The 23,474-nt window shown below is 52.5% G+C and carries 16 protein-coding genes; 13 read left to right on the top strand and 3 right to left on the bottom strand.

The window, feature by feature from the left end:
- The first annotated feature begins 2 nt into the window (after positions 1–2).
- The 5 genes from AL515_RS19475 to AL515_RS19455 all read left to right on the top strand — a co-directional run bounded on the left by AL515_RS19475 (position 3) and on the right by AL515_RS19455 (position 6,076).
- On the top strand, positions 3–452 hold the full coding sequence (locus AL515_RS19475) for a flavodoxin (RefSeq protein WP_005130932.1): 450 nt from the start codon (positions 3–5) through the stop codon (positions 450–452).
- Positions 453–798: 346 nt separating this feature from the next.
- On the top strand, positions 799–2,151 hold the full coding sequence (gene gudP / locus AL515_RS19470; protein WP_061068486.1) for a galactarate/glucarate/glycerate transporter GudP: 1,353 nt from the start codon (positions 799–801) through the stop codon (positions 2,149–2,151).
- 2 nt (positions 2,152–2,153) lie between these two features.
- A complete protein-coding gene (locus AL515_RS19465; protein ID WP_061068485.1) occupies positions 2,154–3,494 on the top strand; it encodes an enolase C-terminal domain-like protein in 1,341 nt (446 codons plus the stop codon).
- A gap of 20 nt (positions 3,495–3,514) precedes the next feature.
- Positions 3,515–4,855 (top strand): glucarate dehydratase, encoded by a 1,341-nt coding sequence (gene gudD, locus AL515_RS19460; protein WP_061068484.1) that lies wholly within the window; start codon positions 3,515–3,517, stop codon positions 4,853–4,855.
- A 78-nt stretch (positions 4,856–4,933) separates the two neighbouring features.
- Positions 4,934–6,076 (top strand): glycerate kinase, encoded by a 1,143-nt coding sequence (locus AL515_RS19455; RefSeq protein ID WP_061068483.1) that lies wholly within the window; start codon positions 4,934–4,936, stop codon positions 6,074–6,076.
- A 126-nt stretch (positions 6,077–6,202) separates the two neighbouring features.
- Here AL515_RS19455 and barA read toward each other — a convergent pair whose 3' ends face one another.
- The gene (gene barA, locus AL515_RS19450; protein ID WP_061068482.1) at positions 6,203–8,959 is read right to left on the bottom strand and encodes a two-component sensor histidine kinase BarA; all 2,757 of its coding nucleotides are present in this window, start codon (positions 8,957–8,959) and stop codon (positions 6,203–6,205) included.
- 57 nt (positions 8,960–9,016) lie between these two features.
- Between barA and rlmD the strand changes: the two genes are divergently transcribed.
- The 5 genes from rlmD (at position 9,017) to eno (ending at position 16,820) form a co-directional block, all read left to right on the top strand.
- Positions 9,017–10,315 (top strand): 23S rRNA (uracil(1939)-C(5))-methyltransferase RlmD, encoded by a 1,299-nt coding sequence (gene rlmD, locus AL515_RS19445; RefSeq protein ID WP_061068481.1) that lies wholly within the window; start codon positions 9,017–9,019, stop codon positions 10,313–10,315.
- Between the two features lie 100 nt (positions 10,316–10,415).
- A complete protein-coding gene (relA, locus tag AL515_RS19440; RefSeq protein WP_048213072.1) occupies positions 10,416–12,650 on the top strand; it encodes a GTP diphosphokinase in 2,235 nt (744 codons plus the stop codon).
- Between the two features lie 131 nt (positions 12,651–12,781).
- Entirely contained in the window at positions 12,782–13,573 is a 792-nt protein-coding gene (gene mazG, locus AL515_RS19435; RefSeq protein ID WP_048213071.1) for a nucleoside triphosphate pyrophosphohydrolase, read from the top strand.
- A gap of 224 nt (positions 13,574–13,797) precedes the next feature.
- Entirely contained in the window at positions 13,798–15,435 is a 1,638-nt protein-coding gene (gene pyrG, locus AL515_RS19430) for a glutamine hydrolyzing CTP synthase (RefSeq protein WP_005130912.1), read from the top strand.
- A gap of 86 nt (positions 15,436–15,521) precedes the next feature.
- Positions 15,522–16,820: a phosphopyruvate hydratase gene (eno, locus tag AL515_RS19425; RefSeq protein WP_003034129.1), complete on the top strand. Its 1,299-nt coding sequence runs from the start codon at positions 15,522–15,524 to the stop codon at positions 16,818–16,820.
- Between the two features lie 69 nt (positions 16,821–16,889).
- Here the strand turns inward: eno and AL515_RS19420 are convergent, their stop codons facing one another.
- A complete protein-coding gene (locus AL515_RS19420; RefSeq protein ID WP_048213070.1) occupies positions 16,890–17,999 on the bottom strand; it encodes an SDR family oxidoreductase in 1,110 nt (369 codons plus the stop codon).
- A gap of 429 nt (positions 18,000–18,428) precedes the next feature.
- Here AL515_RS19420 and queE point away from each other — a divergent pair, with 429 nt between their 5' ends.
- The gene (queE, locus tag AL515_RS19415) at positions 18,429–19,100 is read left to right on the top strand and encodes a 7-carboxy-7-deazaguanine synthase QueE (RefSeq protein ID WP_048213069.1); all 672 of its coding nucleotides are present in this window, start codon (positions 18,429–18,431) and stop codon (positions 19,098–19,100) included.
- A gap of 96 nt (positions 19,101–19,196) precedes the next feature.
- Here queE and queD read toward each other — a convergent pair whose 3' ends face one another.
- Positions 19,197–19,559 carry a 6-carboxytetrahydropterin synthase QueD gene (gene queD, locus AL515_RS19410; RefSeq protein WP_048213068.1) on the bottom strand — a complete coding sequence of 121 codons (363 nt, stop codon included), beginning with the start codon at positions 19,557–19,559 and terminating at the stop codon, positions 19,197–19,199.
- 305 nt (positions 19,560–19,864) lie between these two features.
- Between queD and cysJ the strand changes: the two genes are divergently transcribed.
- Positions 19,865–21,664 carry an NADPH-dependent assimilatory sulfite reductase flavoprotein subunit gene (gene cysJ / locus AL515_RS19405; RefSeq protein WP_061068480.1) on the top strand — a complete coding sequence of 600 codons (1,800 nt, stop codon included), beginning with the start codon at positions 19,865–19,867 and terminating at the stop codon, positions 21,662–21,664.
- Entirely contained in the window at positions 21,664–23,376 is a 1,713-nt protein-coding gene (cysI, locus tag AL515_RS19400; protein ID WP_061068479.1) for an assimilatory sulfite reductase (NADPH) hemoprotein subunit, read from the top strand. The genes cysJ and cysI overlap by 1 nt, the downstream gene beginning before the upstream one ends.
- The last annotated feature ends 98 nt before the right edge of the window (positions 23,377–23,474 follow it).

Raw genomic sequence — 23,474 nt, 5'->3', positions numbered from 1 at the left:
TTATGGCGGAAATTGGAATTTTTGTCGGCACGATGTACGGAAACGCGCTGCTGGTTGCCGAAGAGGCCGAAGCTATCCTCGCAAATCAGGGGCATAAAGCTACGGTTTATGAAGATCCGGAACTGGCTGACTGGGAAAAGTACAAAGACAAGTACATCCTGGTCGTAACGTCAACGACGGGACAAGGCGATCTGCCGGACAGCATCGTGCCGCTGTTTCAGGGAATTAAAGACCAACTGGGTTATCAGCCCGACGTTCACTACGGCATTATTGCACTCGGTGACAGTTCATATGCCAATTTCTGCGGCGGTGGTAAGCAGTTTGATGCGCTTTTGCAGGAACAGAGCGCCCAGCGTGTAGGTGAGATGCTGCTGATTGATGCCGGTGAACATCCGGAACCGGAAAGCGAATCCAACCCCTGGGTAGAACACTGGGCAACGCTCCTCAAATAGAATATTACCCAACCATCCGCACAGTTCGAATCATAAGCCGGGTAAGGCGTCGCCATTACCCGGCAATAAATCCCCCTCAAACGCCAATTTCGTGAAGCATCTTCCATTCCCTTAGGCTTATGCCATAAACAACCTCATTCACCCCTCGCAATGTTGTGTTTTTGCACGGTGAGGGTAAGAGGCACTCCTTCATATACTTTTCCCGTCAGTTCCCGAAAAGGCAGCGAGTCAGAATAAAACGGCCCTGAGCTGTACCAAAACTGCCACACACTAACCTCTCATTCTGATCACCCTACAGGTGCTGTACAGAATGAACTGGCGAAAGCCACGATTCAGGAGTGCAACAATGAGTTCATTAAGTCAGGCGGCGAGCAGCGCGGAAAAACGCACTAACGCTCGCTACTGGATAGTGGTGATGTTGTTTATCGTCACATCCTTCAACTACGGCGACCGCGCCACCTTATCCATTGCCGGTTCGGAGATGGCCAAAGACATTGGTCTGGATGCGGTAGGGATGGGGTATGTATTTTCCGCTTTTTCATGGGCCTATGTTATCGGCCAGATCCCTGGCGGCTGGTTGCTTGACCGCTTTGGTTCAAAACGCGTTTATTTCTGGTCCATCTTTATCTGGTCCATGTTTACCCTGCTGCAGGGCTTCGTCGATATCTTTAGCGGCTTCGGCATTATCGTTGCGTTGTTTACCCTGCGCTTTCTTGTGGGGTTAGCTGAAGCGCCATCCTTCCCCGGCAACAGTCGCATAGTTGCGGCATGGTTCCCGGCACAGGAGAGGGGCACGGCGGTCGCAATCTTTAACTCTGCGCAGTACTTTGCCACCGTTATCTTCGCGCCAATCATGGGCTGGCTGACCCACGAAGTAGGCTGGTCACACGTATTCTTCTTTATGGGCGGACTCGGGATCATCATCAGTTTTGTCTGGCTGAAGGTGATTCATGAACCAAACCAGCACCCGGGTGTAAACCAAAAAGAGCTGGACTACATTGCCGAAGGTGGCGCACTGATCAACATGGATCAGGCAGCCGCTAAAGCTAAAGTTCCGTTCAGCGTGAAATGGGGACAAATCAAACAGTTGTTGGGTTCCCGCATGATGATCGGTATCTACATCGGTCAGTACTGTATTAACGCGCTGACCTACTTCTTTATCACCTGGTTCCCGGTCTATCTGGTACAGGCGCGCGGTATGTCGATTCTGAAAGCGGGATTTGTCGCGTCGGTCCCGGCTATTTGCGGATTCGCAGGCGGCGTGCTCGGCGGCATTATTTCCGACTGGCTGATGCGTCGCACCGGTTCGCTGAATATCGCCCGCAAAACGCCAATCGTGTTGGGTATGTTGCTGTCAATGGTGATGGTGTTCTGTAACTACGTCAACGTTGAGTGGATGATTATCGGCTTTATGGCGCTGGCTTTCTTCGGTAAAGGTATTGGTGCACTGGGCTGGGCGGTAATGGCAGACACGGCCCCCAAAGAGATTAGCGGCCTGAGCGGCGGTCTGTTCAACATGTTCGGTAATATCTCCGGCATCGTGACACCGATTGCTATTGGCTACATTGTGGGCACGACGGGGTCGTTTAATGGTGCCTTGATTTACGTTGGGGTGCATGCGCTGATTGCTGTGGTGAGCTATCTGGTGCTGGTCGGTGATATTAAACGTATCGAACTTAAACCTGTCGCAGGACAATGATGATGACAACACAATCAAGCCCCGTTATTACCGATATGAAGGTCATCCCGGTGGCCGGGCATGACAGCATGCTGCTCAATATTGGCGGTGCGCACAACGCATATTTCACCCGCAATATTGTGGTTCTTACCGATAACGCCGGTAATACTGGCGTCGGTGAAGCGCCGGGCGGTGAAGTGATTTATCAGACTCTGGTTGACGCTATCCCGATGGTATTGGGTCAGGAAGTGGCCCGCCTGAATAAGGTGGTCCAGCAGGTACATAAAGGCAATCAGGCTGCTGACTTTGATACTTTCGGCAAAGGTGCCTGGACATTTGAGCTGCGCGTCAATGCGGTGGCGGCGCTGGAGGCCGCGCTGCTGGATCTGCTGGGCAAAGCGCTGAATGTACCGGTCTGCGAGCTGTTAGGTCCGGGTAAGCAGCGTGATGCAGTGACCGTGCTCGGGTATCTGTTCTATGTAGGTGATCGCTGCAAAACCGATTTGCCGTATCTGGAAAGTACGCCGGGTAAACATGAGTGGTATCAATTACGTCACCAGCAAGCGATGACCAGCGACGCGGTGGTGCGTCTGGCGCAGGCGTCACAGGATCGCTACGGCTTTAAAGATTTCAAACTGAAGGGTGGTGTGCTGCCGGGCGAGCAGGAAATCGACACCGCTCGTGCGCTGAAAAAATGCTTCCCGGATGCGCGTATTACGGTTGATCCCAACGGTGCCTGGTTGCTGGATGAAGCCATCTCCCTGTGTAAAGGGCTGAACGATGTGCTGACCTACGCCGAAGATCCATGCGGCGCTGAACAGGGTTTTTCTGGCCGCGAAGTGATGGCTGAGTTCCGCCGCGCGACTGGTTTGCCGGTGGCGACCAACATGATTGCTACCAACTGGCGCGAAATGGGCCACGCGGTAATGCTGAATGCAGTCGATATTCCGCTGGCCGATCCGCACTTCTGGACGCTTTCCGGCGCGGTACGCGTGGCGCAGTTGTGCGATGACTGGGGCCTGACCTGGGGATGCCATTCTAATAACCACTTTGATATTTCGCTGGCGATGTTCACCCACGTCGGTGCGGCTGCGCCGGGTAATCCAACGGCTATTGATACCCACTGGATCTGGCAGGAGGGTGATTGCCGCCTGACCAAAAATCCGCTGGAGATTAAAAACGGAAAAATTGCGGTACCCGATGCGCCCGGTCTGGGCGTGGAACTGGACTGGGATCAGGTGCAGAAAGCGCATGAAGCCTATAAGGCGCTGCCCGGCGGCGCGCGTAATGACGCAGGCCCAATGCAGTATCTGATCCCCGGATGGACTTTTGACCGTAAACGTCCCGTTTTCGGCCGCCACTAATTTTGAATAAGGACTTAATTATGAGCGCACAATTTTCTACCCCACTGGTTACCTCTATGCAGGTTATTCCGGTTGCGGGTCATGACAGTATGCTGATGAACCTGAGCGGCGCACATGCTCCGTTCTTCACGCGCAATATTGTGATTATTAAAGATAACTCCGGTCATACCGGCGTGGGTGAAATTCCCGGCGGAGAAAAAATCCGTAAAACGCTGGAAGATGCGATTCCGCTGGTGGTGGGCAAAACGTTAGGTGAATACAAAAACGTACTGAATACGGTACGCAATACTTTTGCCGATCGTGATGCGGGCGGTCGCGGTTTGCAGACCTTTGATTTACGTACCACTATTCATGTGGTTACTGGGATCGAAGCTGCCATGTTGGATCTGTTAGGCCAGCACCTGGGGGTGAATGTCGCGTCTCTGCTGGGTGATGGTCAGCAGCGTAGCGAAGTGGAAATGTTGGGGTATCTGTTCTTCGTCGGCAACCGTAAAGCGACGCCGCTGCCGTATCAGAGTCAGCCGGATGAGAAGTGCGACTGGTATCGTCTGCGTCATGAAGAGGCCATGACCCCGGATGCGGTTGTGCGCCTGGCGGAAGCCGCGTATGAGAAATATGGCTTTAACGACTTTAAACTGAAAGGTGGCGTGCTGGCAGGGGAAGAGGAAGCGGAATCTATCGTCGCGTTGGCGAAGCGTTTCCCGCAGGCCCGCGTAACGCTCGATCCCAACGGCGCCTGGTCGTTGAATGAAGCGATCAAGATCGGTAAGTATCTGAAGGGTTCTCTGGCCTATGCGGAAGATCCGTGCGGCGCCGAGCAGGGCTTCTCTGGGCGTGAAGTGATGGCGGAATTCCGCCGCGCTACTGGCCTGCCGACAGCGACCAATATGATTGCTACCGACTGGCGTCAGATGGGGCACACGCTGTCGTTGCAGTCCGTGGATATCCCACTGGCGGACCCGCATTTTTGGACCATGCAGGGGTCTGTTCGCGTAGCGCAGATGTGTCATGAGTTTGGTCTCACCTGGGGTTCACACTCTAACAACCACTTTGATATTTCGCTGGCGATGTTTACGCATGTCGCGGCGGCTGCGCCGGGTAAAATTACGGCCATTGATACCCACTGGATCTGGCAGGAAGGTAACCAACGCCTGACCAAAGAACCGTTCGACATTAAAGGCGGCATGGTACAGGTACCAGCGAAGCCGGGTCTGGGTGTAGAACTGGATATGGACCAGGTGATGAAAGCGCACGAACTGTACCAGCAACATGGCCTGGGAGCGCGTGATGACGCGATGGGAATGCAGTACCTGATCCCGAACTGGACCTTCGATAATAAACGCCCATGCATGGTGCGCTAAGTGTTATGCCGGTTCTGGCAGGAACCGGCACATCTCCAGGTGTATGATTAACAGAATCAACATGCGTAAGGACGGCTTATGAAAATAGTAATTGCACCGGATTCTTATAAAGAGAGTTTGAGTGCGCTTGAGGTGGCAACTGCCATTGAGCAGGGTTTTCGTGAGATCTGGCCTGATGCGGATTACGTAAAGATACCGGTCGCTGATGGTGGTGAAGGAACGGTCGAGGCGATGGTTGCCGCTACGGCGGGCCACCTTGTGCATGTTGATGTTACGGGGCCCCTGGGAAGTAAGGTACAGGCATTTTATGGGGTATCAGGAGATGAGCGCTCAGCGTTTATCGAGATGGCGGCCGCCAGTGGGTTAGAGCGAGTTCCGGCAGGGTTACGCGACCCGCTGAAAACCACCTCATGGGGGACCGGAGAGTTGATTCGCCATGCGCTGGATGCGGGTGTAGAACACATCATCATCGGGATTGGCGGTAGTGCGACCAATGATGGTGGTGCCGGTATGGTGCAGGCACTGGGCGCCAAATTGCTGGATGCACAGAATAACCAGATTGCACAAGGCGGGATCGGTCTGGAAGCGCTCACCAGGATCGATATTTCAGCGTTAGATAAGCGCCTTGCCACCTGTCGTATCGAAGTGGCCTGTGATGTCACGAATCCGCTGACCGGTAAAGAGGGCGCTTCTGCAGTATTTGGTCCACAAAAAGGGGCAACGCCAGAGATGATCACCCGTCTGGATAATGCGCTGACGCACTATGCACAACTGATTGCCCGCGATCTGGACGTTAACGTGCTGGATCTGGCCGGTGGAGGCGCTGCCGGAGGCATGGGAGCTGCACTGTATGCGTTTTGCGGCGCGCAGCTACGCCGTGGTATCGAGATCGTGACGGATGCGTTACACCTCGACGACTGCGTTGCGGATGCAGACCTAGTTGTGACCGGGGAAGGGCGTATTGACAGTCAGACGATCCATGGCAAAGTCCCGGTAGGCGTAGCGAATGTTGCAAAGCGATATAATAAGCCCGTCATTGGTATTGCAGGCAGCCTGACGCCAGATGTTGGCGTGGTGCATGAGCATGGAATTGATGCTGTTTTTAGCGTGATTTATACCATTTGCACGCTGGATGAGGCGCTGGATAATGCGAGTGAAAATGTGCGGATGACGGCACGAAACGTGGCCGCAACGCTTAAAGCAGGGCAGCAATTACGCTGAGTTGTAGGTCGGAGAAGGCGTTTACGCCGCTCCGGCGATGTGCCCGATGGCGCGACGCCTATCGGGCCTACGGTAAACAGCGAAACCTGTCGGCCGGATAAGGTGTTTACGCCGCATCGGCGAATATCACCCCAATATCCGTTTCGCTTCTCGCCCGACGTTGTCCATCTCATCAAGAAGCTCTAAAAACTCTGGTTCCAGATCTTCTTCTTTGGTCCCGCTACGTAACTGCTGTTCAATAAGCAGGCACAGGTTTTTCATGCGGGGAACCCCGCTGTAACCGCAGCTGCCGTGTAGTTTATGAATCAAATCCACCAACCCTTCAGGGTTTTCACCCACCAGTTGCTCTTCAATTCTGTTACGGACTTCAGGCAAGAAATCGATCAGCATTTGCAGCATATCCCGCGCCAGATCGTTTTTACCGGCAGCCTGTCTCAACGCCAGTTGCCAGTCGAGGGTCGTATTCGGGTTGACCACGGGGTCAGGGGGGGCCGCCACGATAGCCCGGGCTGATGTGCCGGCACCGGGCTTATAGCGCAACAGCAAACTGTGCAATTTATCTTCTTCAATCGGCTTAGCCAGGTAGTCATTCATTCCGGCGCTGAGTAACTTCTCTTTTTGCCCTGCCATGGCATGTGCTGTTACCGCAATAACCGGTGTCTGCTGCTGGTGTGGAAGCTGATGGATCAGTTCGCAGGCACGAATACCGTCCATGTCTGGCATCTGAATATCCATCAGGATCAGATCAAACTGCATTTGCTTGGCTCTGTCCACCGCCTGCTGCCCGCTGTCGCACAGCTCGACGTGCTGAACCTTATCTTCAAGTAATGCGCCGATAAGCTTCAGGTTCGCCGGGTTGTCGTCCACCGCCATCACGGTCATCGCAATCTTGCTTTCATCTAACAACTGGCGTTCTGCACCCTGGTTCAGGTGGCAATATTCGGTTAACGCAGGCAGTAATCGGGTTGAGGTGAGCGGTTTTAACAGACATGCCGCCGCGCCGCCTTGCTTTAATTTTTCAGCGTTAATCTGCGCATGGCAAGGCAGCGCCAGCAACAGGAAATCGGTCATTGCGGCTGCGCTTGCCAGACGTTTATGCTGCATGGTGAGCGGCTCGTGGAAAGTGACGGGGACACCAAGTAGCAGGATATCGTAGTGTTCTGCCGGTAATGCAGAGAATGAAGGGCTGTAAATCACCTCCAGCGGCGTTTCACTCAAGATATCTAACGTGCATTGCGCGGCGGTAGCATTTGGTTCAACGTAAGCCAGTCGTTTTCCGGCCAGACAGCGGGTGGTTGAACGATCGCTGATAACATTAGGATTGAGATCAAGACTGATATGGAACCAGAAAGTGGAACCGCGATTGGGTTGGCTATGGAACGAGATATCCCCACCCATTTCATTGACCAGTTTTTGTGTGATCACAAGGCCAAGTCCGGTACCGCCGTGACGGCGCGAAATGCTGGCATCAGCCTGACGGAAAGCCTGGAACAGACGTGACTGATCGCGTTCCGGGATGCCAATACCGGTATCGCGGATTTGAACTTCAATCTGGACTTTGGTGTTACTGAGCGCGCGTTTTTCAACCAGAATGTCGATATTGCCGCTCTCAGTAAATTTGATGGCATTGCCGACCAGGTTGGTAATGACCTGTTGCAGGCGCAGCGGATCGCCAATCACATTGTCCGGAACGTCATTTTTAATATTCAGTGTTAGCTCCAGCCCTTTGTCATGGGAGGAGTGCGCTAACAGCGTTACGACGTCATCCAGTGTGCTGCGCAGCGGGAACGGTATGCTTTCCAGAATCAGTTTACCCGCTTCCAGTTTAGAGAAGTCGAGCACATCATTGATGATAGCAAGCAGGTTGTTAGCAGAGCGCTCAATTGTATTCAGGTGATCGCGCTGGGTGGTGTTGAGCTCGGTTTTCAGTGTCAGGCGTGTAAAGCCAATGACACCGTTTAGCGGTGTACGTAGCTCATGAGACATGTTCGCCAGGAACTCTGATTTAATACGTGCAGCTTCCTGGGCGCGTTTCTTTGCCAGATCCAACTCAACGTTTTGGATTTCCATCTGCTCCAGCGTTTCGCGCAGATCTGAAGTCGCCTGATCGATATTGTGCTGCATCTCTTCATGGTAGGCGGCGAGAGACATTGCCATCGAGTTGATGCCATTCTTCAGCATATCCAGTTCGCCCAACATGAAACCTTCCACGCGGCTATCGAGCTGACCTCTACGTATTCGGTCAACGGTATTCACCATGTTGCGAATTGGTCCGGTCACGTCGCGCATCAGACGCCAGCCGAAAATTAACGCAATGCCAATACAAAACAGCATCATGACGCTGGAGATAAAGATCTCTTTGTACTGCTGTAATCGCACGGACTTGAGGTCCAGCTCAAGCGCCACATACCCCAACATATTTTTGGTGTTTTTGGCATCGCTAACGGCAGATTCATCAGGTGAATAGCTTTCCGATATAATAGGGGTACGCAGGATCATGATATCCCCGTGCCGGGTTACGCTCAGCTTTCGCGGAAACGGCGATCCGGTAGCCAATTGCATCTCTGACGGATCAAGATGAAAGTTGGAGGTGACGAACAGTTGGTTATTTTCGTCATAGACGGAAATTGCCCGCACAATATCGGAATGGCGACGATGCAACACGCTGATAAGCTGGCCGATGGATTCCCGGTTTTGCAAGTTCATGCCGTATTCGCTGGAAACCGCGAGTGGCTCGATGATGCTGGCACCAGCATCTTCCAGTTGACGCTGCAAGTCGTTATAGCGATGCACAACAAAAAAGATACTGAGCAGCAAACCTATCAGGACGGTCGGGGCCAGGATCAGAATCATCATGCGTGCGCGCAGGCTGTAGTTGGTCATGGAGTTCCGTTATGGGACAATTAGGGTCACACTGTTAAATAGAGAAATATCTCGTCGATGGCGCAATTCTACTCTGCAAAACGACGCGTGACGACGCGTCAGATCATAACCGTTACCGTCAATGACCTTGATTCTTTTGGTCAGGGCGTTGCTCGTCATAACGGGAAAGCCCTGTTTATACCGGAATTGCTGCCTCAGGAAAGCGCAGAAGTGGTGATAACTGAAGATAAAAAACAGTTCGCCCGCGCGCAAGTCAAACGTCGTTTAAACGACAGTTCGGAACGTGAAGTGCCACGTTGTCCACATTTTGGGGTCTGTGGTGGCTGTCAACAGCAGCACGCCAGCATCTCGTTGCAGCAGCGTAGCAAAAGTGCAGCGTTATCGCGTTTAATGAAATGTGAGGTGACAGAAGTTATCGCCGATACCCCGTGGGGCTATCGACGCCGCGCGCGTTTAAGTCTGAACTATCGCTCGAAAGAGCAGCAATTGCAGATGGGATTTCGCAAGTCCGGCTCCAGCGACATTATTGATGTGAAGCAATGCCCTATTTTGGTGCCCCAACTTGAGGCGTTGCTGCCTGAAATTCGGGCATGCCTGCAGAGTCTGCAGGGGCTGCGTCACTTGGGGCATGTCGAATTGGTGCAGGCTGGAAGTGGAACTCTGATGATTTTGCGCCACACCGCACCATTGAGTGCCGCGGATAAAGAAAAACTGGAACACTTTTCGCATTCTCAGGGACTGTCTTTGTTTCTGGCTCCGCAAAGCGAGATACTGGAATCAAATTCAGAAGAATCGCCCTGGTATGATTCAAATGGACTACGTTTAACCTTCAGCCCGCGTGATTTTATCCAGGTCAATGAAGGGGTAAACCAAAAAATGGTTTCCTGTGCGCTGGAATGGCTGGATGTGCAGCGAGAGGACCGGGTGCTCGATTTGTTCTGTGGTATGGGGAATTTTACGTTGCCGTTGGCCGTACGAGCAGCGAGCGTTGTGGGTGTTGAAGGTGTCCCTGCGCTGGTGGAAAAAGGCCGGGAAAATGCGCGGAATAACGGACTACACAATGTGACATTCTTTCATGAAAACCTTGAAGAAGATGTCACCAAACAACCATGGGCAAAAAACGGATTTGATAAAGTATTGCTCGATCCTGCGCGTGCGGGGGCTGCCGGCGTGATGCAACATATTATAAAGTTAAACCCTGGCCGCGTTGTTTATGTATCCTGTAATCCTGCTACGCTGGCTCGTGACAGCGAAGCGTTACTCAATGCAGGATATACCGTTCGGCGACTGGCGATGCTCGATATGTTCCCGCACACTGGACATCTGGAATCGATGGTCCTGTTTGAGCGTTTGTAATGAATTTTATACCCATTGGATTTCGGGTTGTAATGCAACGTGAAAGACAATGGGTACGGCTTGTCGACTTCGACAGGCCATGCCCCTTAAGGAGAGGACGATGGTTGCGGTAAGAAGTGCACATATAAATAAAGCTGGTGAGTTTGATCCTAAGAAATGGATCGCGAGTCTTGGGATCTCCAGCCAGCAGTCGTGTGAACGCTTAGCCGAAACCTGGGCGTATTGCCTGCAGCAGACACAGGGGCATCCGGATGCGGATCTGCTGCTGTGGCGTGGCGTCGAAATGGTGGAAATACTCTCCATGCTGAGCATGGATATCGACACGCTGCGAGCGGCGATGCTGTTCCCTCTGGCGGATGCCAATGTGGTGAGTGAAGACATCCTGCGCGAGAGCGTAGGCACGTCAATCGTTAACCTTATCCATGGTGTGCGTGATATGGCGGCGATACGCCAACTTAAAGCCACGCATACCGATTCAGTCTCTTCCGAGCAGGTCGATAACGTTCGTCGCATGCTGCTGGCAATGGTCGACGACTTCCGCTGCGTGGTCATCAAGCTGGCGGAACGTATTGCCCATTTGCGAGAAGTGAAAGACGCACCGGAAGATGAACGCGTACTGGCAGCAAAAGAGTGCACCAATATCTATGCCCCGCTGGCCAACCGATTAGGCATCGGGCAATTAAAATGGGAGCTGGAAGATTACTGCTTCCGTTACCTGCACCCGGCTGAATACAAACGTATTGCCAAGCTGCTGCATGAACGTCGTATCGACAGGGAACATTATATTGATGAATTCGTCGGTCATTTGCGCTCAGAGATGAAAACGGAAGGCGTCAAAGCCGAAGTTTACGGACGTCCGAAGCACATCTACAGCATCTGGCGCAAAATGCAGAAAAAGCAGCTGGCTTTTGACGAACTGTTCGATGTGCGTGCGGTGCGTATCGTGGCTGAGCGTTTACAGGATTGCTATGCCGCGCTGGGGATTGTGCATACTCACTATCGCCATCTGCCTGATGAGTTCGATGACTACGTTGCCAATCCAAAGCCTAACGGTTACCAGTCAATCCATACGGTTGTGCTGGGGCCTGGCGGTAAAACCATTGAAATCCAGATCCGTACCAAACAGATGCACGAAGATGCTGAGCTGGGTGTTGCCGCGCACTGGAAGTACAAAGAAGGTACTGCTTCAGGCGCGGCGCGCTCTGGTCATGAAGACCGCATTGCGTGGCTGCGTAAACTGATAGCCTGGCAGGAAGAGATGGCGGATTCCGGTGAAATGCTGGATGAAGTGCGTAGCCAGGTCTTTGATGACAGAGTTTACGTCTTTACGCCAAAAGGCGATGTTGTGGACTTACCGGCGGGCTCAACGCCGCTCGATTTTGCTTATCACATTCACAGTGATGTGGGGCATCGTTGCATTGGCGCGAAAATTGGCGGGCGCATCGTACCGTTTACCTATCAGCTGCAGATGGGCGATCAAATTGAAATCATCACTCAGAAACAGCCAAACCCAAGTCGTGACTGGCTAAATCCTAACCTTGGCTACGTAACCACCAGTCGTGGGCGTTCGAAGATCCACGCCTGGTTCCGTAAACAGGATCGCGACAAAAACATCCTGGCGGGCCGCCAGATCCTCGACGATGAGCTGGCGCATTTAGGTATTAGCCTGAAAGAAGCGGAAAAACATCTGCTGCCGCGCTACAGCTTCAATGAGCTGGATGAGCTGCTGGCGGCGATTGGCGGAGGAGACATCCGCCTCAACCAGATGGTGAACTTCCTGCAGGCGCAGTTTAATAAACCAAGCGCTGCCGAACAGGATGCCGCCGCGCTGAAACAACTTCAGCAGAAAACGCAGGCGCCGCAGAGTCGCCGAAAAGACGACGGTCGCGTGGTGGTTGAAGGGGTGGGTAACCTGATGCACCACATCGCTCGGTGCTGCCAGCCGATTCCTGGCGATGAGATTGTCGGGTTTATCACCCAGGGACGCGGTATTTCCGTCCACCGGGCGGATTGCGAACAGCTGAATGAACTGCGCTCGCATGCGCCGGAACGAATTGTTGACGCGGTTTGGGGCGAAAGCTACTCGGCAGGGTATTCGCTGGTGGTTCGCGTCCAGGCTAACGATCGCAGCGGCTTGTTACGTGATATCACGACGATTCTTGCCAACGAAAAGGTGAACGTGCTGGGGGTTGCCAGCCGGAGTGATACCAAACAACAGTTGGCCACCATTGATATGACCATCGAAATCTACAACCTGCAGGTGCTCGGACGTGTGCTCGGCAAGCTGAACCAGGTGCCGGATGTGATCGACGCACGCCGTCTGCACGGTAATTAATTATTTTGTAGGCCGGATGATCTTGCAGGCCTGATGGCAACGCGTCAGCGTTGCCATCAGGCATTGCTATATCGCCGGATGTTGGCTGTCGCCATATCCGGTCTACTATATTGAAATTTCAGGATATTCCAATGAACCAAATCGATCGACTGCTCGGTATTATGCAGCGCCTGCGCGACCCGGAAAACGGTTGTCCGTGGGATAAAGAGCAGACATTCGCCACTATTGCCCCTTACACCCTCGAAGAAACCTATGAAGTACTTGATGCCATTGCGCGCGAAGACTTCGACGATCTGCGTGGTGAATTAGGCGATCTGTTGTTCCAGGTGGTGTTTTACGCCCAGATGGCACAGGAAGAAGGGCGCTTCAACTTTGATGATATCTGCGCTGCGATAAGCGATAAGCTTGAACGCCGCCACCCGCATGTTTTCGCAGATGTTTCTGCCAGTAACAGCACCGAGGTGCTAACCCGTTGGGAGCAAATCAAAACCGAAGAACGTGCCGAGAAGTCACAACATTCCGCGCTGGACGATATTCCCCGTAGTTTACCGGCACTAATGCGCGCCCAGAAAATCCAGAAACGTTGCTCAAATGTTGGCTTCGACTGGAAAACATTAGGGCCGGTTGTCGACAAGGTTTACGAAGAGATTGACGAAGTCATGTTCGAGGCGAAGCAGGCTGTCGTTGACCAGGCTAAACTGGAGGAGGAAATGGGCGACCTGCTGTTTGCCACGGTCAATATGGCCCGGCATTTAGGCACTAAAGCAGAGACTGCTTTGCAGAAAGCGAATGAAAAATTCGAGCGCCGTTTTCGTGAGGTTGAGCGAATTGTGGCTGCCCGCGGTCTGGAAATGACAGGTGTTGATCTGGAAACAATGGAAGAAGTCTGGCAACAGGTAAAACGACAGGAAATTGATCTCTAAGGGATTTCGTCGGTCAAGGGCGATTTGTGTGATTTTTTAAATAACAAGCGCTTGATTTACGTCAAAAACATTTACCCCAAAGGGGCTATTTTCTCACTCCCGATGTTAATGTGAGCCTGGTGAAGAGGAGGAATAATGAAAGTTTGTGGCGCTCGTCATGTTCGGGTATACTACTTTCCCGTCTTGGTAATTCCATCGTTTCACCCTAACTTCTCAGGTCCAGCATGACAACGAACTATATTTTTGTGACCGGCGGGGTCGTATCCTCTCTGGGAAAAGGCATTGCCGCAGCCTCCCTGGCAGCCATTCTTGAAGCCCGTGGCCTCAATGTAACCATGATGAAACTGGATCCGTACATCAACGTCGATCCAGGTACTATGAGCCCTATCCAACACGGGGAAGTGTTCGTTACCGAAGACGGCGCTGAAACCGACCTGGACCTGGGTCACTATGAGCGTTTCATTCGTACGAAAATGAGCCGCCGTAACAACTTCACCACCGGTCGTATCTACTCCGACGTTCTGCGTAAAGAACGCCGTGGCGACTACCTGGGCGCGACCGTTCAGGTTATCCCGCACATCACGAATGCCATTAAAGAACGCGTTCTGGAAGGCGGCGAAGGTCATGATGTTGTTCTGGTTGAAATCGGCGGAACCGTTGGGGATATCGAATCTCTGCCGTTCCTTGAAGCGATTCGCCAGATGGCCGTAGAAATTGGCCGTGAGCACACGTTGTTTATGCATCTGACGCTGGTTCCGTACATGGCGGCGGCAGGTGAAGTCAAAACTAAACCGACTCAGCACTCGGTAAAAGAGCTGCTTTCTATCGGTATTCAGCCAGATATCCTGATTTGTCGCTCCGATCGCGCAGTTCCGGCTAATGAACGTGCAAAAATTGCATTGTTCTGTAACGTTCCGGAAAAAGCGGTGATTTCTCTGAAAGATGTCGATTCCATCTATAAAATTCCGGGCCTGTTGAAATCTCAGGGCCTTGACGATTATATTTGTAAACGATTCAGCTTGAACTGTCCGGAAGCGAATCTGTCAGAATGGGAACAGGTTATCTACGAAGAAGCGAATCCGGCAGGCGAAGTGACTATTGGTATGGTCGGCAAGTACATTGAACTGCCGGATGCCTATAAGTCAGTTATCGAAGCGCTGAAGCACGGTGGCTTGAAGAATCGTGTCACCGTCAACATCAAGCTGATTGATTCGCAAGATGTCGAAACGCGCGGCGTTGAGATCCTGAAAGGTCTTGATGCAATCCTGATCCCAGGCGGCTTCGGCTACCGTGGTGTTGAAGGTAAAATCGCGACAGCGCGCTTTGCGCGTGAGAACAATATTCCTTATCTGGGTATTTGCCTGGGTATGCAGGTTGCGTTGATTGAGTTTGCTCGTAACGTCGTGGGAATGGACAACGCCAACTCCACAGAATTTGTGCCAGACTGTAAGTACCCGGTGGTGGCCCTGATTACTGAATGGCGTGATGAAGACGGCAACGTCGAAGTCCGTACCGAGAAGAGCGATCTGGGCGGCACAATGCGTCTTGGTGCGCAACAGTGTCAGTTGAGCGATGAGAGTCTGGTTCGTCAACTGTACGGTACGCCGACAATTGTTGAACGCCATCGCCACCGCTACGAAGTCAACAATATGCTGTTGAAACAGATTGAAGCTGCGGGTCTGCGTGTTGCAGGCCGTTCCGGTGATGATCAGTTGGTCGAGATCATTGAGGTACCGAATCATCCGTGGTTCGTGGCCTGTCAGTTCCACCCGGAATTTACTTCCACGCCACGTGATGGGCACCCGCTGTTCGCCGGCTTTGTGAAAGCCGCCAGTGAACATCAGAAGCGTCAGGCGAAGTAAGAAGTAAAAAGTTAGAACGGCAATGCACCCATCAGGGTGCATTGTTTGTCTGGAGTTTTAGTTTAACTTGTACTGAGGAAAACCTAATGTCCAAAATCGTTAAAATCATCGGTCGTGAAATCATCGACTCCCGTGGTAACCCGACTGTTGAAGCCGAAGTACACCTGGAAGGTGGTTTCGTTGGTATGGCAGCAGCTCCGTCAGGTGCTTCTACTGGTTCCCGCGAAGCACTGGAACTGCGCGATGGCGACAAATCCCGCTTCATGGGTAAAGGCGTACTGAAAGCTGTTGCAGCTGTTAACGGCCCGATTGCTCAGGCTCTGCTGGGTAAAGATGCTAAAGATCAGGCTGGCATCGACAAGATCATGATCGATCTGGACGGTACTGAAAACAAATCCAACTTCGGTGCAAACGCCATCCTGGCTGTGTCCCTGGCGAACGCCAAAGCAGCAGCTGCTGCTAAAGGCCTGCCGCTGTATGCACACATCGCTGAACTGAACGGCACTCCGGGCAAATACTCCATGCCGGTTCCGATGATGAACATCATCAACGGTGGTGAGCACGCTGACAACAACGTCGACATCCAGGAATTCATGATTCAGCCTGTTGGCGCTAAAACCCTGAAAGAAGCTGTACGTATGGGTTCTGAAGTGTTCCACAACCTGGCTAAAGTTCTGAAAGCCAAAGGTATGAACACTGCAGTGGGTGACGAAGGCGGCTATGCGCCGAACCTGGGTTCCAACGCTGAAGCTCTGGCGGTAATCGCTGAAGCGGTTAAAGCAGCTGGCTACGAGCTGGGCAAAGACATCACTCTGGCGATGGACTGTGCAGCGTCTGAATTCTACAAAGACGGTAAATACGTTCTGGCTGGCGAAGGCAACAAAGCATTCACCTCCGAAGAATTCACTCATTTCCTGGAAGAACTGACCAAACAGTACCCGATCGTGTCCATCGAAGATGGTCTGGACGAGTCTGACTGGGATGGTTTCGCATACCAGACTAAAGTACTGGGCGACAAAATCCAGCTGGTTGGTGACGACCTGTTCGTAACCAACACCAAGATCCTGAAAGAAGGCATCGAAAAAGGCATCGTTAACTCCATCCTGATCAAATTCAACCAGATCGGTTCTCTGACCGAAACTCTGGCTGCGATCAAAATGGCGAAAGACGCTGGCTACACCGCTGTCATCTCTCATCGTTCTGGCGAAACTGAAGATGCTACCATCGCTGACCTGGCTGTTGGTACCGCTGCAGGCCAGATCAAAACTGGTTCTATGAGCCGTTCTGACCGCGTTGCTAAGTACAACCAGCTGATTCGTATCGAAGAAGCTCTGGGTGAACAAGCTCCGTACAACGGTCGTAAAGAGATCAAAGGTCAGGCGTAATCCTGTTCTTTCTCTGATTTAAAAATGCCAGCCTTCGGGCTGGCATTTTTTTGCCTGCACAATAGCAACCTATTTAAAGTCCACTGCCATTTGCTGTGGAATAGTCAGCCCACGTGTCGTCTGTACACAGCGCTCAATGTAATCGGTAAAACGCGGCGGCTTCGGCATCCCCATGCTGAGCAGCTTATCATTGCTGAATCGCACGTTCAGCGTTGCGAACGCGCCGTAAAGACGCATGGCTTTCAGCATTAGTCGTTCGTTGCAGGGGCCAAAAATATTCTTCAGTTCACGGCGCATTTGGACCAGCGTTTCATAGCTGACCTGTGCGTATTTATTGCCGACGGGAGCTTGTTCCAGCGCAGATGCCATCGCGTTATCAATATCTGCAAACCTCACGCTATTTTCTTCTCCTGCTGAGATGTGCACCACTTCACCGCGAGCAAGTGGACTGCTCAGTAACATCAGCAATGCATCGGCGCAATAATCAACCGGGATCACGTCAATACGGTCTTCCATCGAACACATAAATTTTTGTAGCATCAGACCCATGCTGAATACCCAGAAAATACTGCTGGAGGGTTTACAGCCGTGATGAGTATGGCCAACAACGATCGAAGGCCGCGCGATAACCAGTGGTAATGTTGGGCATTCCTGTTGCATCAGACGTTCTATCGTGGATTTAGAGTGCGTATACTCAACCAGATGCTCAGCACGCTCGCGAAACTCTGCACTTTCGGCCACCAGTGAATCGGGGTCTGGGGAGCATGACATTGCTGTACCAACGTGAAGAAAACGCTGCAGGCTGCCGACACAGGCCATTCTCCGGGCGAACTTCAGCGTTCCTTCGACATTGACTTTCCAGATAAGCGGGTTGTTGCCAAAAGAGGCGACGGCGGCGCAATTGATGACATGAGTAACCTGGCCCAGACGCGGGTCGTTAAGAAACGCTTCAGGTTCTACTAAATCACCCAACAGGATATTCCGCGGGCTAAGTGTGGCCAGTTTTTCTTCTGCAATATTGAATTTGCGCAGATTTTCCTTTATCCGTTCCAGCGCAGATACATCATTACTGGCACGAACTAAAAGCAGCAGATTAAATCCATTTGTCTGATTCAGAATGTTTTCTAAAACGGCTCCGCCCAAAAAACCGGTTGCGCCAGTAATTAATAGTGTATTCATGAATGCAGTCTCATTAGGGGTGGTTGACTGGATTCTAGGCGCGGATAATTAAACGGAGATTAAATGGAAAATTAGCGTAAGTTTAGGTTTCTTAAGCCTATTCTAATATAAAAAGATATCGCGGATCGAATTTGACTATGCGTGATGCTAATAAATTCATAATTTCATGTTTCCGTTTGTACATGCTTGAAATATTTTACTTTTAAAATATTTATACTATTTTTATAAGGTCATTATCAATAATATTTTGTTACATCAAAACGCTGCCTGAACAGCTATGAAATTAAATCACAGCTATTCGATCATTGCAGGCGCAAACACGAGATCATGTTTCATGATTTTTAACTCAGGGGACAGCGCAGCCGGGGGCAAGACCTGAGCGTGCAAATCTGCAATAATACGCGTCCATAACCCTAAACAGAGATGACTATGCAGTACCCGATTAACGAGATGTTCCAGACCCTGCAAGGTGAGGGTTACTTTACCGGCGTCCCCGCCATTTTTATTCGTTTACAGGGATGCCCGGTTGGCTGTGCCTGGTGCGATACCAAACACACCTGGGATAAGCTTGAGGATCGGGAAGTCTCCCTGTACAGCATCCTGGCTAAGACGAAAGAGAGTGATAAATGGGGGGCGGCGAGCAGTGAAGATCTGCTGGCTGTTATTCAGCGTCAGGGCTATACCGCCCGTCATGTGGTGATAACCGGTGGTGAGCCCTGCATTCATGACCTGATGCCGCTGACTGACCTGCTGGAAAAGAACGGCTTTAGCTGCCAGATTGAAACCAGCGGCACCCATGAAGTGCGCTGTACGCCGAATACCTGGGTGACCGTATCGCCGAAGGTAAATATGCGCGGCGGTTATGATGTGCTGTCGCAGGCGCTGGAGCGCGCGAATGAAATCAAACATCCGGTTGGTCGCGTTCGCGATATTGAAGCGCTGGACGAACTGTTGGCCACGTTGAGCGACGAAAAACCACGCATCATCGCCTTACAGCCAATCAGTCAGAAAGAAGATGCAACGCGTTTGTGTATTGATACCTGTATTGCGCGTAACTGGCGTTTGTCGATGCAAACCCACAAATATCTGAATATTGCCTGATAAGTTTTGCCGGGGCGCTTCGCTTGTCCGGCCTACGCTTGCTAATAAGGTAGGCCGGGATCAGTCGCGGTGCGTCGCCATCCGGCAAGGTCGGGATCACTCGCCGCGATACACGCAGCCTGCTGTGCAGGTTTCTTTTACCATTACTGCGCTCAGCAGTGGAACCACCGGTTTAACCTGCTCCCAAATCCATTTTGCCAGCACTTCACTGGTTGGGTTTTCGAGGCCTGGAATATCGTTCAGATAGTAGTGATCGAGTCTGTCGTAGGTCGGCTTAAACGCCGCTTTTAACTCAGAAAAATCCATGATCCAACCGGTATGCGGATCGACTTCACCGGTAATTTCAAGACGCACCATAAATGAGTGACCATGCAGGCGGCCACATTTATGCCCTTCTGGTACATGCGGCAGGCGGTGAGCGGCTTCGAAGGTGAAATCTTTAAACAAGGTGGTGGACATTTTTTACTCTCAAGAATGCGAAAAACCGCCGTAGGGTACCGTAAAGTACAATTTTTATCATTAGTTAAAAGGGCGCTAAGCATCAGAACGTCATATTTACGCTGTTAATGTTTGATAACTATTTATATATCATATAGTTATTAAATCGTTTTTGTCGTTAATGACTATAACTAAAACAGGTTAGTCCATTTGGTTATTTGTTATTTCTATCCCTTCTTTAATTGTTACTATCCCCGCCGTTAACCTTATCTTCAGTTTGGGTTTTATTGCTGAAATCCGCTTTGCTTACTGGAACATGACAACGCATGACGACACAGGCCCCACCTTCCGCTTTGCTACCGCTAAATCCGGAGCAACTGGCACGCCTTCAGGCAGCCACGACTGACTTCACTCCCGCACAGCTCGCGTGGGTTTCTGGCTATTTCTGGGGCGTGCTGAATCAGCAGCCTGGCAGCAATGCGGCGGCCCCTGCGCCTGCTGCTGAAATGCCCGGTATTACGCTTATCTCCGCCTCGCAAACCGGTAATGCGCGTCGTGTGGCGGAAGCCCTGCGCGATGATTTGATCTCCGCGAAGCTCAACGTCACTCTGATCAACGCTGGCGACTATAAATTCAAACAAATCGCCAATGAAAAATTGCTGATCGTGGTGGCGTCGACGCAAGGGGAAGGTGAACCGGCGGAAGAAGCCGTGGCGTTGCATAAATTCCTGTTTTCGAAAAAAGCGCCGAAGCTTGAGAACACTGCTTTTGCCATATTTGGTTTGGGCGATACCTCCTATGAGTTCTTCTGCAAGGCGGGGAAAGATTTCGACAGCAGGCTGGCTGAACTGGGTGGCGAGCGCCTGCTGGATCGGGTGGATGCTGATGTCGAATACCAGGCCGCTGCCGCGCAGTGGCGTGAGCGTCTGGTTGAGGTTCTGAAAGCCCGTGCGCCGGCTGCACCGTCTGTGCAAGTTGCTGCGAGTGGTTCGGTAAACGAAGTACACACCAGCCCGTATACCAAAGAAGCGCCGCTGGCGGCGTCACTTGCGGTGAATCAGAAAATCACCGGTCGCGACTCACTAAAAGATGTGCGCCATATCGAAATCGATCTCGGCGATTCCGGCCTGCGCTACCAGCCGGGCGACGCGCTGGGCGTGTGGTATCAGAACGATCCTGCGCTGGTTAAAGAGCTGGCAGAGCTGCTGTGGCTGAAGGGTGATGAACCGGTCACGGTCAATGACAAAACGCTGCCGCTGGCGGAAGCCTTACAGTGGCACTTTGAGCTGACGGTCAACACCGCCAATATCGTGGAAAACTACGCCACGCTGACGCGCAGTGAATCGCTGCTGCCGCTGGTGGGCGATAAAGCGCAGTTGCAGCATTACGCCACCACCACGCCAATCGTCGATATGGTGCGTTTCTCCCCGGCACAACTGGACGCTCAGGCGTTAGTTGATCTTCTGCGCCCGCTGACCCCGCGTCTGTACTCCATTGCTTCCTCCCAGGCGGAAGTCGAAAGTGAAGTGCACGTGACTGTTGGCGTCGTGCGTTACGACATTGAAGGCCGCGCCCGCGCCGGTGGTGCCTCCAGCTTCCTCGCCGATCGTGTGGAAGAAGAGGGCGAAGTTCGCGTCTTCATCGAACATAACGACAACTTCCGCCTGCCGGCGAACCCGCAGACGCCGGTTATCATGATTGGCCCGGGTACCGGTATCGCACCGTTCCGTGCCTTTATGCAGCAGCGTGCTGCCGATGGCGCAGAAGGTAAAAACTGGTTGTTCTTCGGCAACCCGCACTTTACCGAGGATTTCCTGTATCAGGTGGAATGGCAGCGCTACGTCAAAGAGGGCGTGTTGAGCCGGATCGATCTCGCCTGGTCGCGTGACCAAAAAGAAAAAATCTACGTACAAGACAAACTGCGCCAACAGGGCGCGGAACTGTGGCGCTGGATCAATGACGGTGCCCACATTTATGTCTGCGGCGACGCTAATCGCATGGCGAAAGACGTTGAGCAGGCATTGCTGGAAGTGATTGCTGAATTCGGTGCAATGGATATCGAAGCGGCGGATGAATTTTTAAGTGAGCTGCGCGTTGAGCGCCGTTATCAGCGAGATGTCTACTAATGAGCGAAAAATACCCAGGGCCTTTAGTGGTCGAAGGCAAACTGACTGACGCCGAGCGCATGAAGCGTGAAAGTAATTTCCTGCGCGGCACCATCGCGGAAGACCTGAACGACGGTCTGACCGGCGGTTTCCACGGCGATAACTTCCTGCTGATCCGTTTCCACGGTATGTATCAGCAGGATGACCGCGATATTCGCGCCGAACGTGCCGAGCAGAAGCTGGAGCCGCGCCACGCGATGCTGCTGCGCTGCCGTCTGCCGGGCGGGGTGATCACCCCAACCCAGTGGAAGGCCATCGACAAATTTGCCGCTGATAACACCATTTACGGCAGTATTCGTCTGACCAACCGTCAGACCTTTCAGTTCCATGGCATTCTGAAGAAGAACGTGAAGCCGGTGCACCAGATGCTGCATTCGGTGGGGCTGGACGCACTGGCGACCGCCAATGACATGAACCGTAACGTGCTGTGTACCTCTAACCCATATGAGTCAGAGCTGCACGCCGAAGCCTACGAGTGGGCGAAGAAAATTTCTGAACATCTGCTGCCGCGCACCCGCGCTTATGCGGAGATCTGGCTCGATCAGGAAAAAGTCGCGACCACGGACGAAGAGCCGATCCTCGGTTCAACCTATCTGCCGCGTAAGTTTAAAACCACAGTCGTCATCCCGCCGCAGAACGATATCGATCTGCACGCCAACGATATGAATTTCGTGGCGATTGCCGAAAACGGCAAGCTGGTAGGCTTTAACCTGCTGGTCGGCGGTGGTTTGTCGATTGAGCATGGCAATAAGAAAACCTACGCCCGTACGGCGAGCGAATTTGGCTATCTGCCGCTTGAACACACGCTGGCGGTGGCGGAAGCGGTGGTGACGACGCAGCGTGACTGGGGCAACCGTACCGACCGTAAAAACGCTAAAACCAAATACACCCTTGAACGCGTTGGTATCGGCACGTTCAAAGAGGAAGTGGAACGTCGTGCGGGGATCAAATTTGAGCCGATCCGCCCATACGAGTTCACCGGTCGTGGCGACAGGATTGGTTGGGTGAAAGGGATCGACAATAACTGGCATCTGACGCTGTTTATTGAAAATGGCCGTATTCTGGATTACCCGGGCCGTCCGCTGAAAACCGGCTTGCTGGAGATCGCGAAGATCCACAAAGGCGATTTCCGTATTACTGCTAACCAGAACCTGATTATTGCCGGTGTACCGGAAAGCCAGAAAGCGAAGGTAGAGAAGCTGGCGCGCGATCATGGGCTGATGAATGCGGTGAAGCCGCAGCGTGAAAACTCGATGGCCTGCGTGTCGTTCCCGACCTGTCCGCTGGCGATGGCGGAAGCCGAGCGTTTCCTGCCGTCGTTTACTGACAAAGTGGAATCCATTCTGGAAAAACACGGCATTCCTGACGAGCATATCGTGATGCGTGTGACGGGATGCCCGAACGGCTGTGGCCGCGCAATGCTGGCCGAGCTGGGGCTGGTGGGCAAAGCGCCGGGGCGCTACAACGTGCACCTGGGCGGTAACCGCATGGGAACACGTATTCCGCGTATGTATCGCGAAAACATTACGGAATCGGAAATTCTCGACGCCGTTGACGAACTGGTTGGGCGCTGGGCGAAAGAGCGTGAAGCGGGTGAAGGCTTCGGCGACTTTACGGTGCGTGCGGGCATCATTCGCCCGGTGCTCGATCCAGCGCGTGATTTCTGGGAATAACATGAATTGCCGGATGGCGGCATAAATGCCTTATCCGGCCTACGCAGACGGTAGGCCTGATAAGCGAAGCGCCATCAGGCAAGGCACACAGTGAGGAA

It is taken from the genome of Citrobacter sp. FDAARGOS_156, from assembly GCF_001559235.2.
GTDB classification, from domain to species: Bacteria; Pseudomonadota; Gammaproteobacteria; order Enterobacterales; family Enterobacteriaceae; genus Citrobacter; species Citrobacter youngae.
The sequence above is the reverse complement of the archived record's forward strand: the minus strand, read 5'-3'. Positions and strand labels throughout refer to the sequence as shown.

Excerpts from the sequence above, each read along its gene's own strand:
- AL515_RS19475 (WP_005130932.1), top strand. The coding sequence starts at position 3 with ATGGCGGAAATTGGAATTTTTGTCGGCACGATGTACGGAAACGCGCTG.
- gudP (WP_061068486.1), top strand. The coding sequence starts at position 799 with ATGAGTTCATTAAGTCAGGCGGCGAGCAGCGCGGAAAAACGCACTAAC.
- AL515_RS19465 (WP_061068485.1), top strand. The coding sequence starts at position 2,154 with ATGACAACACAATCAAGCCCCGTTATTACCGATATGAAGGTCATCCCG.
- gudD (WP_061068484.1), top strand. The coding sequence starts at position 3,515 with ATGAGCGCACAATTTTCTACCCCACTGGTTACCTCTATGCAGGTTATT.
- AL515_RS19455 (WP_061068483.1), top strand. The coding sequence starts at position 4,934 with ATGAAAATAGTAATTGCACCGGATTCTTATAAAGAGAGTTTGAGTGCG.
- barA (WP_061068482.1), bottom strand. The coding sequence starts at position 8,959 with ATGACCAACTACAGCCTGCGCGCACGCATGATGATTCTGATCCTGGCC.
- rlmD (WP_061068481.1), top strand. The coding sequence starts at position 9,017 with ATGGCGCAATTCTACTCTGCAAAACGACGCGTGACGACGCGTCAGATC.
- relA (WP_048213072.1), top strand. The coding sequence starts at position 10,416 with ATGGTTGCGGTAAGAAGTGCACATATAAATAAAGCTGGTGAGTTTGAT.
- mazG (WP_048213071.1), top strand. The coding sequence starts at position 12,782 with ATGAACCAAATCGATCGACTGCTCGGTATTATGCAGCGCCTGCGCGAC.
- pyrG (WP_005130912.1), top strand. The coding sequence starts at position 13,798 with ATGACAACGAACTATATTTTTGTGACCGGCGGGGTCGTATCCTCTCTG.
- eno (WP_003034129.1), top strand. The coding sequence starts at position 15,522 with ATGTCCAAAATCGTTAAAATCATCGGTCGTGAAATCATCGACTCCCGT.
- AL515_RS19420 (WP_048213070.1), bottom strand. The coding sequence starts at position 17,999 with ATGAATACACTATTAATTACTGGCGCAACCGGTTTTTTGGGCGGAGCC.
- queE (WP_048213069.1), top strand. The coding sequence starts at position 18,429 with ATGCAGTACCCGATTAACGAGATGTTCCAGACCCTGCAAGGTGAGGGT.
- queD (WP_048213068.1), bottom strand. The coding sequence starts at position 19,559 with ATGTCCACCACCTTGTTTAAAGATTTCACCTTCGAAGCCGCTCACCGC.
- cysJ (WP_061068480.1), top strand. The coding sequence starts at position 19,865 with ATGACGACACAGGCCCCACCTTCCGCTTTGCTACCGCTAAATCCGGAG.
- cysI (WP_061068479.1), top strand. The coding sequence starts at position 21,664 with ATGAGCGAAAAATACCCAGGGCCTTTAGTGGTCGAAGGCAAACTGACT.